The following is a 15,477-nucleotide window of genomic DNA, read 5'->3' as shown; positions in this document are numbered from 1 at the left end:
GAAATCACTAAAAAACCAACATACATTTAGCCAAAGGATAAAAACAGCAACCTCAACTTTTCCCTAATCGGGAAACCGCCAAAGAAAATGCGGCCACGGAATCTGCATTGTTTCGTGCATATTTAGAGCGAAGCAATTCATCTTTTTTAAATATTTCTAAAGCATCTTCAATTGTGTGCTTTCGCGTACCGGAATAATACGTAAATGCTTCTTTATTTTCAATATCCTCCTTCCGAATGTCCCCCAACACAAATCGCTCTGCATTATAACTAAGTAATTCGCCGTATGAACCTTCAAACCAACCACGGTTAAGATACCTATAATCCTCAGTGCCTTCGAAATGGCTTAGCTCATGTAAAATCACCTCCGCTCCTGCTGTTTCTCGTAGGTTGCCAACGAAGCGCCTATTTATGAAAATTCTTTTACGCAAATCACGCCACTGCACAAACGCAGTGGTTGCCACTGATTTTGGGCAAGGTCCAAAGCCACCTCCGGCAAACAAAATTATTCTCTCCGGATGCTTCTGTAAATGATCCATATCTGAATCAATACGCTCGTACAGCTCTTTGAGACCTTTAAATTGATATGAATCCAAAGTTCCAAAATGTTTAATGACCACTGGAGAGCTCTCATTTAACGTCCCATCGTTCATTGCCTTAGCAGTCATCTCTGAATACGTTTTCGCCGCCTGAATATCTTGCCTTAGAACCTCACCTGCTTCAGGCATATACTTTGTTATTTCGTCCAATCCTCGATGTAAAATCCGCCCTTCAACCCCTGCTCCACGATAAAAATAATAATCTTTCATGACGACCGACATGGAAACATATCCAGCTCTATCTACATTGTTCATGGCCGCATTATTAACAAACCGATAAAAATTCAACCCATCCACATCCCCCGCCGGATCCGGATTCAACCAGTGCTGTAACCACGGTATGTAATAACGCCCTCCATAATAATAAAGCCCCGTAGCATCCCGTTCTTTGCCCGAATAACGAATGGTCTTGTAACTGGTTTCCAATTCATGTCGTCCGGCCAACCATGCGGTGCCGCCGAAGGGGTAATAGACCTCCTGGCTGATGGTTTTAGCTTGTGCATCGACTTCAAAGGCACTTGACCCCAGTTGATCATTGATGCAGTAACGCAGCTGATCGTTTTCCTGTTCCGCTGGCGGTGGACTGTCCCAGTGCAGCAGGCGCACGGTACAGCGCCCGGCCTGAATACTGACGATTTGCAGCAGTTCGCCCGTGGCGCTATTGGCGTGCAATTCAATGCCCGGTAAATAACGTACCTCAGCCGTGTGGATCATGGTCTTCGCAACAGTCGTCCGGCATTTGCGCAACCGTGCCCCTTCGCCGTCGTAGACATATCGCTCGTCATCGTCCGCAACATCTGGGCGAGCCACTTGAGTGACGCGCGCCAACTGATTACGCCCATTCCAGTGCAACGCGTTGCCGGGCTGCAGCTCCAGCAGATTGCCGCGAGCGTCGAACAACTCGCCTATCCCGGGCAGGCCGGATCGCGCTTTGACACTGCGATTGCTGTGCGATGCCACGCGCATGTTCAAGGTGTCGTCTACCGCTCCATGATGAAGGCGTTGCAGCAAATTGCCCGCTTCATCGTAATCATAGGTTTCTACGTAATTGCACCAGCGACTGGCGTCAGGCGGTCCAAACGCTTGCCACTCAGGCAGCGCCGGCCCCAACGAGGGCTTGGCAGTTTCCCAGCCAGTGGCGCTGATTAATTGATAAAGGGTGTCATAGGCGAAGCGTCGGACGGGTTCAATGCGCTGGTTGGCAAAATGCTGGATGGGCAACGCGGCGTCGGCGATTTCGGTGATGTTGCCTGCCGGGTCATAGGCATAACTCAGCCTCTGCAAATAGACGTTATCGGGGCCTTGGGTGGAAAGAGCGATCATCCGCCCGTTGGCCAGATCAAAGGCGCTGCGGGTACACATGCCGTTGCCGGCCAACTCATATTCAATTTGTCCGGAAGCGGTGTACTCGATGGCGCTGACCAACGTTACGGCGCTGGCTTGCCCGGCGTGCTTCAGCGCCACTAAACGCAGTTGGCCGGCGCAGTCATGAGCGAAATGCCGGGTGTGCCCTTTGGCATCAGTCTGGTGCACCATTTCAGCCGACGGAGCGTAACGCGAGATCGATTTTGCACCCTCGCCGGGTTCCAGCAAGCGGTTACGCGCAGCTTCGGATACGGGCCAGTCAGGGTTTTCCAAGTCGTTCAGAAAATGCCGGACTTCAACCAGCACCGATCCGGATATCCCGTAATCAGGCAGCAGTCGACTACCTGCCGGATCGTCCTGGCGGATCGGCTGGCCGCAGCGATTGTGCTGCACGTCTTCTTCGGAGCCTGTACCCCACGTGATCCGCTCGACACAACGCTCGTCTTCCCCGACGTCCTGCTCAAACACAGCCACTGGTCGCAGCAACGAATCGTGCTCGGTACGACGGTGCCAGCCACGCTGGTCCCACGCCTCCAGCGCCTGTCCCGCTGCACCCGGCAAACCGAGCTGCCAACCGGCGTCGACACTGTCGCTGCACAATGCCTCGCCAGTGAGGCTGAGAATATGAGTGAGATTGGCCAGTCCCGTGGGATCGGATGGCGACAGCGCAAACAACCGAGGATCGCGCTGTCGAGTGAGTCGCCCGGCAGCGTCATAGCGTTGCTGAGTCACTAGTGCATCACCGCGATTCTCGACCGCACGACGATGGTAAGCCACGGAGCGAACGAGTAATGCTCGTGGATCAACGACGCTGATCGATGGCGTATGAGTATGCATGTTCGGGGCGCACCATCCTTTGAGGGGCCTGTGCCCGCGCAGTGTTCACATTGCGCGGCCTGTCGCCAATCTAGGCGCCCCCGATAGCAGCGTCTACTGTCACAAATAACAGGAAGACCGCCGGGTGGGTCAAAGTCTGAGCATTGGTAGTGTCCGGGCTAGCGCTATCGCGAGCAGGCTCGTTCCCACAGGGGTTCGGTTCACAATCGCCAAATATGGGAGCGCGCCTGCTCGCGATGAAGCCCGTTCAGACGGTAAAGACAAAACGACTTAACGCCCGCCGCCCAGGTCGACAAAAGTCCCCGTCGCATATGAAGCCTTGTCCGACAGCAACCAGACAATCGCCTCCGCTACCTCATCCGGTCGCCCGCCCCGGGCCATCGGAATTGCCGATTCGAGTTTGCTGACGCGATCCGGATCGCCGCTCAGTGCATGGAAATCGGTGTAGATGTAGCCTGGTCGCACAGCGTTGACGCGAATACCCTCGCCGGCCACTTCCTTGGACAGGCCGATGGTGAAGGTATCGAGTGCGCCTTTGGAGGCGGCGTAATCGACGTATTCGTTGGGTGCGCCCAGACGCGCGGCGACCGAAGAGACGTTAACGATACTGCCGCCCTGCCCGCCATGTTTGGGCGACATGCGCAGGATCGCGTGCTTGGCGCATAGAACGGGCGCCAGGACGTTGGTCTTGAGAATTTTCAGGATGCGGAATTCGGACATTTCATCGACGCGGGACTTTTGCCCCACGGTGCCGGCATTGTTCACCAGTGCGGTGACCCGGCCCAGTTCTGTGTCGACTCGATGGAACAGCGCGATCACTTCGTCTTCGATGCTGACGTCGGCGCGCACGGCGATGGCTTGGGCACCGAGGACGCGGACTTGATCCAGTACGCTATGTGCCGCCTGTTCATCGGCCTGGTAGTTGATGCAAATCCGATAGCCTTGTTTCGCGGCCAACAGGGCTGTGGCGGCACCAATGCCGCGACCTCCGCCGGTGATGACGATGACTTTGTCCATGCGAGCTTTCCCCGTTTCAAGCGTAAGCAGTCGAGGGCAAGAATAACCGTCATTTTCGGATTTTGCATGAAACTGTAGTGGGACACTGTGGCGAGGGAGCTTGCTCCCGTCCGACTGCGCAGCAGCTGCAACATTAGCTTAGAGGGTGGGACTGATGAATGGCCGGGGGCAGCTCCGCAGCCCAGCGAGAGCAAGCTCCCTCGCCACGGATCAGGTGAGCGCCAATTGCTCCGAGCGGTGAATTTCCACCATGAAACGTTCAGCCGGCAGCGGGTGACCGAGCAAATAGCCCTGCAACGAGTCGCAACCGAGCTGGGTCAGGAAGTCCTGCTGCGAGTCTGTTTCCACGCCTTCGGCAACGATCCGCAGACCCAGTGCCTGGCCAAGCGCAACGATCGCGGAAACGATCGCCGCATCGTCGCTGTCACGCTCCAGATCACGCACAAAACCGCGATCGATTTTCAGTTCGTTGGCTGGCAGGCGCTTGAGGTACATCAGGCTCGAATAGCCGGTGCCGAAGTCATCGATGGACAGATCGACGCCCATTTCCGACAGCTCCTGCAACACCGTCATGCTCGCGTCGGCATCATTCATCGCCGTGGTTTCAGTGATTTCCAGGGTCAGGCTGTTGGCCGGCAAACGGTGCGTGGCCAACGCCTTGGCGACGCTCTGTACCAGGCCTGTATGGCAGAACTGCAAAGCAGAAAGGTTTACCGCGATGCGCCAATCGGTGTAGCCGAGCACGTACCACTCGCGCATCTGCCGACAGGCTTCGTTGAGCACCCAATCACCAATCGGAATGATCAGCCCGGTCTTCTCCGCGATCTCGATGAATTTGTCCGGCAAGAGCATGCCTTGGGTCGGGTGCTCCCAGCGCAGCAACGCCTCGGCGCCGACAGGTCGACCGTTATTGGCATCGAATTTGGGCTGGTAATAAAGGCTGAACTCGTCATGTTCCAGCGCATGGCGCAGGTCCTGCAGCAGTTGCAATTGTTTGCGCGCGTTGCTGTTCATCGAAGCGTCGAAAAAGCTGTAGCCGTTTTTGCCCGCGCCCTTGGCGTGGTACATCGCCGCATCGGCGTTCATCAGCAGTTCGTGGGCTGTCGCGCCGTTGCCCGGATAGAGCGCAATGCCGACGCTGGCGGAGATCTGCAATTCATGGTCGGCGACCCGGAACGAGCGCGCGATCAACCCGACTTGTCGAGCGGCCAGCGCCATGGCGTCATTCGGCTCACTCAGCTGCACCAGCAACACGAACTCATCGCCACCGATGCGCGCCAGCGTGTCCTGGGTGCGCAAATCCTCGCGCAACCGCAGGCTGACTTCGCGCAGCAGTTGATCGCCCATGTGGTGACCGAATGCATCATTGACGGGTTTGAAGCCGTCAAGATCGATGAACATCAACGCAAAACAGCCGCCCTCACCGTCAACTCTGGACATCGCCTGGTCGATGCGATCGGCCAGCAGAATCCGGTTTGGCAAACCGGTCAGGGTGTCGTGCAAGGCCAGTTGAGTGAGTTCGCGGTTAGCCTCGGTCAATGACTGGGCGAGGTTTGCGGTGCGGGCCTCCAGACGCGCATCGAGGATCGAGGTCAGCAAGGCAATGCTCAACACCGCCAGGGTGGTGATCAGCACCAGGTTGTCCAGGCCATTGCCGTTCAGGCCGCTGACCGCCGCGCCGCAAAAGCTGCCGTCTGCAAAGCGTGCAGCCGCCATGCCGGTGTAGTGCATGCCGACGATGGCAATGCCCATGACCACTGCCGCCCCTGCGCGAATCAGGCGCACATAAGGCGCGTGCTGGCGAAGGCGGAAGGCGATCCATAACGCCGCGCCAGACGCAGCGACAGCAATCAACAAAGAAGTGCCAAACAGCGTCGGGTCGTAATCGATACCCGGTTGCATGCGCATGGCCGCCATGCCGGTGTAGTGCATCCCGCTGATGCCGGCCCCCATGACCAGCGCACCGAATCCCAATTGCCATGCGGGCAATTGCGGCTGACTGACCAACCACAAGGCGAAGCCGCATGACAGGATGCCGATCAGCAACGATAGCAAGGTAATCGAAACGTCGTAGCCCAGGTCGATCGGTAGTTTGAACGCGAGCATGCCGATGAAGTGCATCGACCAGACACCAATGCCCATGGCAAAAGCACCACCCGCCGTCCAGAAATGCACCGCACGGCCCTTGGCCGTGGCGATGCGTCCGGTCAGATCGAGCGCAGTATAGGAAGCAAGAATCGCCACACAGAGCGAGATGATTACCAGGGTGGGGGAATAACTACCGATGAACATGTGACTTCTCGCGATCGCCCCCGTAATGGAATTCATTCTCGGCCAGGCAAATGCGGCGATTGTACTGATTCCAAATGAGAACGCACTTACAAAATGAGCAAAGGGCCATCAGTCCGATGAAACGCTTGTTTTAAGGTTCCACGTTAACTGCGATTACACATTACAGCGAGCTGTTGTGGCGAGGGAGCTTGCTCCCTCGCCACGGGCGGCCCCTCAAAGTTTGCGTTACTGGTTTTCGCTCACCTGAAGTTGCCCGTCCCATCCGCCACCCAACGCGGCGATTAACTGCACGCTGGCAATCAAGCGGCTCTGCAACAGGTCCAGCGCACTGCGTTCATTGTTCAAGGCCGACGCCTGGACCACTACCACATCGAGATACGCGATCACCCCGGCCTTGTACTGGTTCTGGGTCAAGCGCAGCGATTCCCGGGCCGCGTCCAGCGCCTGCTGGCGTACGACGGCTTCGTCCTGCAGCACCTTGAGTTGAACCAGGTAGTTTTCCACTTCACGGAAACCGTCGAGTACGGTCTGGCGGTATTTGGCCACGGTTTCATCGTAGGCCGCTTCGCTGCGATCGACTTCCGCCGAGCGCTGGCCGCCGTCGAACAAGGTCATGGCCAGTTGCGGCCCGACCGACCAGAAGCGGTTCGGCACGCTGAACAAGTCTTTCGACGTACTGCTGCTGTAGCCACCGTTCAGGCTCAGGGTCAGGTCCGGATAATAAGCCGCCTTGGCCACGCCAATGTTGGCGTTGGCCGCAACCACCGAGCGCTCGGCGGAGGCAATGTCCGGACGCCGTTCCAGCAACTGCGAAGGCAGGCTCAGCGGCACCTCGGGCAACGCCGGGATGTCCTTGGTTTCAGCCAGCTTGAACTCCGCTGGCGGCAGGCCGATCAGCACGGCGATGGCGTTTTCGAGTTGGGCGCGCTGCCAGATCAGATCGATCATGTCCGCTTCGGTACTCTTGAGCTGAGTCTGCGCCTGCGCCACCGCGTCCTTGCCGGAGACACCGGCGCGGTACTGGTTTTCGGTCATTTTCAGCGAGCGTTGATAAGCCTCTACAGTGGCTTCCAACAGACGTTTCTGTTCGTCCATGACGCGCAATTGCAGGTAGTTCTGCACCAGTTCCGACTGCTGGCTCAAACGCATCGCCGCCAGATCGGCAAAGCTCGCCTCGGCGTTGGCAGTGTCGGCTTCGAGGCCTCGACGTAACTTGCCCCAGACATCCGCCTCCCAACTGACGCCGGCCTGGGCGGTATAAGTATCGCGAATACCACTGGACGAACTGGTCAAGCTGGAACTGCTGCTACCGGTGCCCTGGCTGGAGCGGTTTTTCCCCAGCGTCAGATCCACGGTTGGGAAAAACGCGCCACGAGCGCTTCTCACCAGGGCCTGGGCCTGGCGGTACTGGGCTTCGGACTGGGCCACGGTCTGGTTGGCGCTGTTGAGTTTCTCGATCAACTCATTGAGTTGCCGATCGCCATACAGCTCCCACCACGCACCACGGGCCAGGGAATCGCTCGGATTGGCCTGGCGCCAGCCTGCCGCCTCCTTGTACTGCGCCGGCTCAGCGGTTTGCGGACGCTGGTAATCCGGGCCGATGGCGCAGGCGCTGAGCAACGCCACGCACAGCGACAGGCTCAACAAGCGCGAGCCTCGGGCGGTGATCAGCGGTGTGGCCAGGTTGAACAGCGAACGGTCAGTCATAGCGGAGTTTCCAGAGCAGCATCGGTACGCACTCCACGCCAGTGGTTGAAGCGATGGCGCAGTTTGTCCAGATAGAGGTAAACCACCGGGGTGGTGTAAAGGGTCAGCACCTGGCTGAAAATCAGCCCGCCGATGATGGTCAGGCCCAGCGGCTGGCGCATTTCCGCGCCTTCGGCACGGCTGAGCAGCAACGGCAAGGCACCCAGGATCGCCGCCAGGGTGGTCATCAGGATCGGCCGCAAACGTTGCAAACAGGCGTTGCGAATCGATTCCAGCGGCGCCATGCCTTGCTGGCGTTCGAGCTGCAAGGCCAGGTCGATCATCAGAATGGCGTTTTTCTTCACCACGCCGATCAGCAGGAACAGACCGAGCAACGAAATCAGGCTGAATTCACCGCCCAGCGCATAGATCGACAGTAATGCGCCGACCCCGGCCGAAGGCAACGTCGACAGGATGGTCAGCGGATGGATGTAACTTTCATACAGCACGCCCAGCACCAGGTACACCGCGACCAGCGCGCCCAGGATCATCCACGGCTGACTCTTCTGGGTCGCGGCGAAGGCGTCGGCGGTGCCGGCCATTTTCGCAATGACGTCTTCCGGCAAGCCCACCGAGGCAATCGCCCGCTCAATGGCGGCGCTGCCCTGCTCCACCGTCACGCCTTCGGCCATGTCGAAGGCAATGCTTTCCGAGGCGAACTGGCCTTCGTGGCTGACGCGGTCGTCCTCCAGGCTGTTTTCGTAATGGGCGATGGTCGACAGCGGAATCCGCGCACCGTCGGCGGTAATCACCTGCACCTGCTTGAGGGTATTCGGGTCCTGGGCGTATTTCGGGTTGACCTCCATCACCACCTGATATTGGTTGAGGCTGTCGTAGATGGTCGAAATCTGCCGCTGGCTATAGGCGTTGTTCAACACCGCCGTGACCATGTCCATGTCTACACCCAGGCGTTTGGCCTGATCGCGGTCGACGATCAGCATCACTTGCTGGGCGCCACGGCCTTCACGGGCGTCAATCGCGGTCAGCTCCGGCAAGGCCTTGAGCGCGGTGACCACTTTCGGATACCACTCGCGCAACGCGCCCAGATCACCACTTTGCAAGATGTAGGAATACTGCGACGTGGTCTGTTCTCGGCCACCACCGAATTGCAGGTCCTGGTCGGCCATCAGCATCAACTGCGCGCCGGCGACCTTGGGCATTTCCTTGCGCAGGCGCTCGATCACTTTCTGCGCAGAGATACTGCGTTCCTTGATCGGTTTCAGACGAACCAGCATGAATGCGTTATTGGTGCCGTTGGTGCCGCCGATGAAACCGGCGACGCTCTCCACCGCATCGTCCTTGAGCACGGCGCGGCGGAAAATTTCCATTTTCGGCTGCATCACGCTGAACGACAGGCCGTCATCGCCACGCACAAAACCAATCAGTTGCCCGGTGTCCTGCTGAGGCAAAAACGTCTTGGGTACAACGACATACAGCGCAATGTTCACTCCGATGGTCACCAACAGGCTAAGCAGCGTCAACCTGCGATGACGCAGCACCCAATCGAGACTGGTCGCATACTTGCCGACCATCCATTCGTTGGCCCGTTGGCTCCAGCGTTGCAGGCGGTTTTCCTGGCCCGGCGTATGCGGCTTGAGCCAGCGCGCGCAGAGCATCGGTGTCAGCGTCAGGGAAACCACCAGCGAAACGACGATGGACGCCGCCAGCGTAATGGAGAATTCGCGGAACAGGCTCTCAATGATCCCGCCCATGAACAGGATCGACAGGAACACAGCCACCAAAGACACGTTCATCGAGAGCAAGGTGAAGCCGACTTCCTGGGCGCCGAGGTACGCCGCCTTCATCGGCCGAATGCCCGCGTCGATGTGCCGGGAAATGTTCTCCAGCACCACGATGGCGTCGTCCACAACCAACCCCGTGGCCAGGATCAGCGCCATCAGCGACAGGTTGTTCAGTGAAAAGCCGTAGAGGTACATCACCGCAAAGGTGCCGACCAGGGACACCGGTACCGCCAGGGTCGGAATCAGCGAAGCGCGGAAGTTACCGAGGAACAGGAACACCACCAGTATCACCAGCGCCACCGCGATCAGCAGGGTCATTTCCGCTTCGTGCAACGTGGCCTTGATCACCGGCGAGCGGTCCATGGCCAGGTTCAGTTTGACACTGGCCGGCAGCACTGCCTGCAACGCCGGCAACTGTGCCTTGATCTCGTTGACCGTCTCGATGATGTTGGCGCCGGCCTGACGGTTGATCACCAGCAACACCGCCGCGTCATCGTTGAAGAAACCGCTGTTGTAGCGGTCCTCGACGCCGTCGCTGACTTTCGCCACATCCTTCAGGCGCAGGGCCGCACCGTTTGCGTAATGGATGATCAGCGACTCGTAATCCTTGGCTTTTTCCAGTTGATCGTTGGCCTGGACTTGCCAGAGCCTCTGACTGTCTTCCACCGAACCCTTAGGCCGGCGCACGTTGGCATTGGCAATGGTGTTGCGCACGTCGTCCAGGGCCACGCCGTACTGGTTCAGCGCCTGGGGTTCAAGCTCGATGCGCACCGCCGGCAAGGAACTGCCACCGATCTGCACTTCGCCGACACCCTGCACTTGCGACAGGCTCTGGGACAGGATGGTCGACGCCAAATCGTAGAGCTGGCCTTTTTCCAGCACATCCGAAGTCAGCGACAAAACCATGATCGGCGCCTGGGACGGGTTGACCTTCTTGTAGGTCGGCATGCTGCGCATCCCGCTGGGCAGCAGGTTGCGCGAGGCGTTGATCGCCGCCTGCACTTCCCGCGCCGCGCCGTTGATGTCGCGGTCAAGGTCGAATTGCAGGATCACCCGGGTCGAGCCCTGGCTGGAACGGCTGCTCATGGTGTTGACCCCGGCGATGGCGCCGAAGGATCGTTCCAGCGGCGTGGCCACGGTCGAAGCCATGACCTCGGGGCTCGCGCCCGGCAGGCTGGCCTGGACCACGATCACCGGGAAGTCCATTTGCGGCAACGGCGACACCGGCAACAGGCCGAAGCTCACGCCACCCAGCAGCATGATGGCCAGGCTCAACAACATGGTCGCTACCGGGCGCTTGATGAAAGGACCGGAGAGGTTCATGGCTGCTCTACCGCTTCCACGGGCTCAGGCTTGCGACCCCAACGTCGACCCAGACGATCGAAATACAGATAGATCACCGGCGTGGTGAACAAGGTCAAGACCTGACTCAGCAACAGCCCGCCCACCATCACCAGGCCCAGCGGTTGACGCAACTCCGCGCCAGAACCGGTAGCCAGCATCAACGGCACCGCGCCGAACAAGGCTGCCAGCGTGGTCATCAGGATCGGCCGGAAACGCAGCAGCGCCGCCTGATAAATCGCCGTCTGCGGGTCCATGCCCTGATTGCGCTCGGCGTCGAGGGCGAAGTCGATCATCATGATCGCGTTCTTCTTGACGATACCGATCAGCAGAATGATGCCGATGATCGCGATCATGCCCAGGTCGTTGCCGCTGAGGATCAACGCCAGCAAGGCGCCGACCGCCGCCGAGGGCAAGGTCGAAAGAATGGTGATCGGGTGGATGTAGCTCTCGTAGAGAACGCCCAGCACGATGTACATGGTCACCACCGCCGCCAGGATCAGCAACAAGGTGCTCGACAGCGAGGCCTGGAACGCTTCCGCCGCGCCCTGGAATTGAGTTTGCACGCCAATCGGCATGCCAATGTCCTTCTGCACCTGCTCGATAATGTCCACCGCATGCCCCAACGCCACGCCGGGCGCGAGGTTGAACGACATCATCACGGCCGGGAACTGACCAATATGCGTGATCGCCAGTTGTGCCTGACGCTCTTCGATGTGCGCCAGGCTGGACAGGCGCACTTGCCCGCCATCGGTGGTTTTGACGTGAATCTGATCCAGCGCCTGCGGACCGATCTTCTCGCCGGACTGCGATTGCAGGACCACGCGATACTGGCTGGCCTGGGTGTAGATGGTGGAAATCTGCCGCTGGCCGAATGCGTCGTACAACGCATCAGTGATGTTCGACACTGATACGCCGACCCGCGACGCAGCATCGCGGTCGATCACCAGATAAACCTGCAAACCCTTGTCCTGCAAGTCGCTGGCAACGTCGGTGAGTTCCGGGCGATCGGCCAGGGCTTCCACCAGACGCCCGCTCCACAGGCTCAACAACTCCGAGTCTGGCGACGACATGCTGAACTGGTACTGCGTGCGGCTGACCCGGTCCTCGATGGTCAAGTCCTGCACCGGCTGCATGAACAGGCGGATGCCTACCAGTTTGTTCAGTTCCGGTTGCAGGCGCGCAATCACGTCGGTCGCGCTCAGGTCGCGGTCGCTGTGGGATTTGAGGTTAATCAGCAAGCGACCGCTGTTGAGGGTCGAGTTGTCGCCGTCGACGCCGATGTAGGACGACAGGCTCTCAACTGCCGGGTCGGCGAGAATCACCTTGGCCAATTCCTGCTGACGCTCGCTCATCGCCGCGAAGGAGATCGATTGCGGCGCTTCGGAAATGCCCTGGATCACGCCGGTATCCTGCACCGGGAAAAAGCCCTTGGGCACGACCATGTACAGAAACACCGTCAATGCCAGGGTGCCGATGGCCACCATCAGGGTCAGCGGCTGGTGCTTGAGCACCCACTGCAACTTGCGCCCGTACGCGGCGATCATCCAGTCGATGAAGGCGCCACTGGCTCGATAGAAGCGGCCCTGCTCTTCTTCCTTGGGTTCACGCTTGAGCAGACGCGCGCACATCATCGGCGTCAGGGTCAGGGACACCACCAGGGAAATCAGGATCGCCACCGCCAGAGTGATGGCGAATTCGCGGAACAGTCGCCCCACCACGTCCGCCATGAACAGCAGCGGGATCAACACGGCAATCAGCGACAGGGTCAGGGAAATCAGGGTGAAGCCGATCTGTTTTGCGCCCTTGAGCGCCGCATTCAAGGGGCTGTCGCCCTCTTCAATGAATCGGGAAATGTTCTCCAGCATCACGATCGCATCGTCCACCACGAAACCGGTGGCGATGGTCAGGGCCATCAGGGTCAGGTTGTTGACCGAGAAGCCCGCGAGGTACATCACGCCAAAGGTGCCGATCAGCGACAACGGCACGGCCACCGAGGGGATGATCGTGGCGCTGGCCCGACGCAGGAACAGGAACGTGACCATGACCACCAGGGCGATGGCGATCAGCAATTCATGCTGTACGTCTTTGACCGAGGCGCGGATGGTTTGGGTGCGGTCGGTCAGCACAGTTACTTCAAGGCCGGCCGGCAGGTTGTCGGTGATGCTCGGCAGCAAGGCCTTGATCCGGTCCACCACCTCAATCACATTGGCCCCGGGCTGACGCTGGATGTTCAGCAGTACGGCCTGGTTCTCGTTGGCCCATGCCGCCAGACGTTCGTTTTCGGCGCCGTCGACGATTTCCGCCACATCCTTGAGTCGCAAGGGCGCGCCGTTGGCGTAGGCCAGGATCAGGTTGGCGTAGTCCTTGGGCGAGGTCAGTTGATCGTTTGCATCGAGCATCGACACCCGGGTCGGGCCGTCGAAGTTGCCCTTGGGCTGGTTGACGTTGGAAGCGCCGATCAGCGTGCGCACGTCTGACAGGTTCAGGCCATTGGCCGCAAGGGCTTCGGGGTTGACCTTGATTCGCACCGCCTGACGCTGACCGCCGGCAATGCTGACCATGCCGACGCCGCTGATCTGGGCGATTTTCTGCGCCATGCGGGTGTCGACCAAGTCGTTGAGCTTGGGCAGCAACATGGTCTTGGAAGTGATGGCCAGGGTCAGCACCGGGGTATCCGCCGGGTTGACCTTGTTGTACACCGGCGGTGCCGGCAGATCCTTGGGCAACAGGTTGGTCGCGGCATTGATCGCGGCCTGCACCTGTTGCTCGGCGACGTCCATGTTGATGTCGAGGCTGAAACGCAGGGTCAACACCGAGGCGCCGCCAGAACTGGTCGACGCCATTTGCGTCAGGCCCGGCATCTGTCCGAACTGGCGCTCAAGTGGCGCGGTCACGGCGCTGGTCATGACGTCCGGACTGGCGCCGGGATAGAGCGTCATGACCCGAATGGTCGGGTAATCGACCTGAGGCAAAGCCGACACCGGTAGCAAGCGATAGGCGATCATGCCGGCCAGCACGATGGCAAGCATGCTCAGGGTGGTCGCTACCGGGCGAAGGATGAACAGCCGCGAGAGATTCATGCGCCGCCCTTTTTCGCCTTGTCGACAGGCGCCGGTTCAGTCGAATTGGCCGCCGACTTGCCTTGCAGATGACCGGCCGGGTTGGTCGGCACTTGCTGCGGGTCGTTGACCACTTCCACGTCACTGCCGTCCTTCAGGCGATCGGTGCCCTCCAGCACCACACGATCACCGGCGGAAAGGCCTTCGGTGACCACGGTGTTTTCACCGTCGCTGGCGCCGATTTTCAGCTGACGAATCTTGACCTTCTTGTCGCCGTCCAGGGCATAGACGAAGGTGCCGTTGGTGCCGAACTGGATCGCCGCGGATGGCGCGAGCACTACGTTTTTGAGGGTGTCCGCCAGCAGGCGCACATTGACGAACTGATTGGGGAACAGCGACTGGTCGCGGTTCTCGTAGCGTGCCTTGAATTTCAGGGTGCCGGTGGTGACGTCGATCTGGTTGTCCAGGCTTTGCAGCACACCGGTGGCTTGCAATTTGGTATCGCCACGATCCCAGGCTTCGGCGGGCAGCTTGGCGCCGCTGCGGTAGCGGGCCAGCACCACGTCGAGGCTGTTTTCCGGCAAGGTGAAGGCGACGCTGATCGGCTGGGTCTGGGTGATGATTGCCAGCGCCGTGGTGTCGTTGGCCGCCACCAGGTTGCCGACATCGAGCTGACGCAGGCCGACGCGTCCCGCGATTGGCGCGCGGATTCGGGTGAATTCGAGATTGAGCTTGGCGTCGTTGACCGCCGCCTGATTGGTTTTGACCGTGCCCTGATATTGGCCGACCAGCGCTTCGGCAGTGTCCAGGGTCTGCTTGGCGATGCTGTCCTCACGGAACAGACCGCGATAACGCTCGACATCCACCTGAGCATTTTTCAGCTGAGCCTGATTCTGCAGCAACGTGCCTTCGGCCTGGAGCAAGGCGTTCTGGTACGGACGGGGATCAATTTCGGCCAGCAGATCGCCGGCCTTGACCATCTGGCCTTCCTCGAAATAGATCTTGACCAGCTCACCGCCAACGCGACTGCGCACGTTGATGGTGTTCAGCGCGGTGACTGTCCCCAGCGCCTTGTAATACAGCGGGAAGTCCCCGGTGACAGCCGGCGCAACACGTACCGGCACCGGCCCGGTCGCACCCCCAAAGCCAGGTCTCATTCCACCTGATCTGCCGGTATGCCCGGCCACGGCTTTCTGCCCCGCGCCCTCTTTCGGCGCAGCGCTGCCGGGCCAGAATTTCCAGCACAGGACGGCGATGACCAACAGGACAAGCAGGCCAAACAGCCAGCGACGAGGACTACGGGAAGCAGAGGATTGCATTGAGTGATCAACCATTGGGCGCGTGAGCTTTTTTACATGAGGCTGAACGATAAGCACTGGCGGGTCTTAAGCAAAGCGCCTTTACCGGCAATTTACCTTCGGCTTACGTAACAGGAGATTTATCCAACACACTGAAACACAAATGAAAACGGCCTGGG

At 59.4% G+C, this 15,477-nt stretch carries 7 protein-coding genes; all 7 read right to left on the bottom strand.

What is annotated here, in order from left to right:
- Positions 1–52: 52 nt before the first annotated feature.
- Complete coding sequence (locus ABVN21_RS08165; protein WP_339555796.1) at positions 53–2,800, bottom strand: RHS repeat-associated core domain-containing protein; 2,748 nt, start codon at positions 2,798–2,800, stop codon at positions 53–55.
- 270 nt (positions 2,801–3,070) lie between these two features.
- Positions 3,071–3,817 (bottom strand): SDR family oxidoreductase, encoded by a 747-nt coding sequence (locus tag ABVN21_RS08160; protein ID WP_339555797.1) that lies wholly within the window; start codon positions 3,815–3,817, stop codon positions 3,071–3,073.
- 210 nt (positions 3,818–4,027) lie between these two features.
- Positions 4,028–6,109: an EAL domain-containing protein gene (locus ABVN21_RS08155; protein WP_339555798.1), complete on the bottom strand. Its 2,082-nt coding sequence runs from the start codon at positions 6,107–6,109 to the stop codon at positions 4,028–4,030.
- A 225-nt stretch (positions 6,110–6,334) separates the two neighbouring features.
- Complete coding sequence (locus ABVN21_RS08150; protein WP_339555799.1) at positions 6,335–7,816, bottom strand: efflux transporter outer membrane subunit; 1,482 nt, start codon at positions 7,814–7,816, stop codon at positions 6,335–6,337.
- On the bottom strand, positions 7,813–10,920 hold the full coding sequence (locus tag ABVN21_RS08145; RefSeq protein ID WP_339555800.1) for an efflux RND transporter permease subunit: 3,108 nt from the start codon (positions 10,918–10,920) through the stop codon (positions 7,813–7,815). Before ABVN21_RS08145 ends, ABVN21_RS08150 begins: the two co-directional genes overlap by 4 nt.
- Positions 10,917–14,021 carry an MdtB/MuxB family multidrug efflux RND transporter permease subunit gene (locus ABVN21_RS08140; RefSeq protein ID WP_339555801.1) on the bottom strand — a complete coding sequence of 1,035 codons (3,105 nt, stop codon included), beginning with the start codon at positions 14,019–14,021 and terminating at the stop codon, positions 10,917–10,919. Before ABVN21_RS08140 ends, ABVN21_RS08145 begins: the two co-directional genes overlap by 4 nt.
- A complete protein-coding gene (locus ABVN21_RS08135) occupies positions 14,018–15,334 on the bottom strand; it encodes an MdtA/MuxA family multidrug efflux RND transporter periplasmic adaptor subunit (protein WP_339555802.1) in 1,317 nt (438 codons plus the stop codon). Before ABVN21_RS08135 ends, ABVN21_RS08140 begins: the two co-directional genes overlap by 4 nt.
- Positions 15,335–15,477 lie beyond the last annotated feature (143 nt).

It is taken from the genome of Pseudomonas sp. MYb327 (genome assembly GCF_040438925.1).
Lineage (GTDB): Bacteria > Pseudomonadota > Gammaproteobacteria > Pseudomonadales > Pseudomonadaceae > Aquipseudomonas.
Note: the sequence above shows the minus strand (reverse complement) of the source record. Positions and strands in the feature narration are given on the sequence as shown.

Coding starts and splice junctions, on each gene's coding strand:
- ABVN21_RS08165 (WP_339555796.1), bottom strand. CDS start 2,800: ATGCATACTCATACGCCATCGATCAGCGTCGTTGATCCACGAGCATTA.
- ABVN21_RS08160 (WP_339555797.1), bottom strand. CDS start 3,817: ATGGACAAAGTCATCGTCATCACCGGCGGAGGTCGCGGCATTGGTGCC.
- ABVN21_RS08155 (WP_339555798.1), bottom strand. CDS start 6,109: ATGTTCATCGGTAGTTATTCCCCCACCCTGGTAATCATCTCGCTCTGT.
- ABVN21_RS08150 (WP_339555799.1), bottom strand. CDS start 7,816: ATGACTGACCGTTCGCTGTTCAACCTGGCCACACCGCTGATCACCGCC.
- ABVN21_RS08145 (WP_339555800.1), bottom strand. CDS start 10,920: ATGAACCTCTCCGGTCCTTTCATCAAGCGCCCGGTAGCGACCATGTTG.
- ABVN21_RS08140 (WP_339555801.1), bottom strand. CDS start 14,021: ATGAATCTCTCGCGGCTGTTCATCCTTCGCCCGGTAGCGACCACCCTG.
- ABVN21_RS08135 (WP_339555802.1), bottom strand. CDS start 15,334: ATGGTTGATCACTCAATGCAATCCTCTGCTTCCCGTAGTCCTCGTCGC.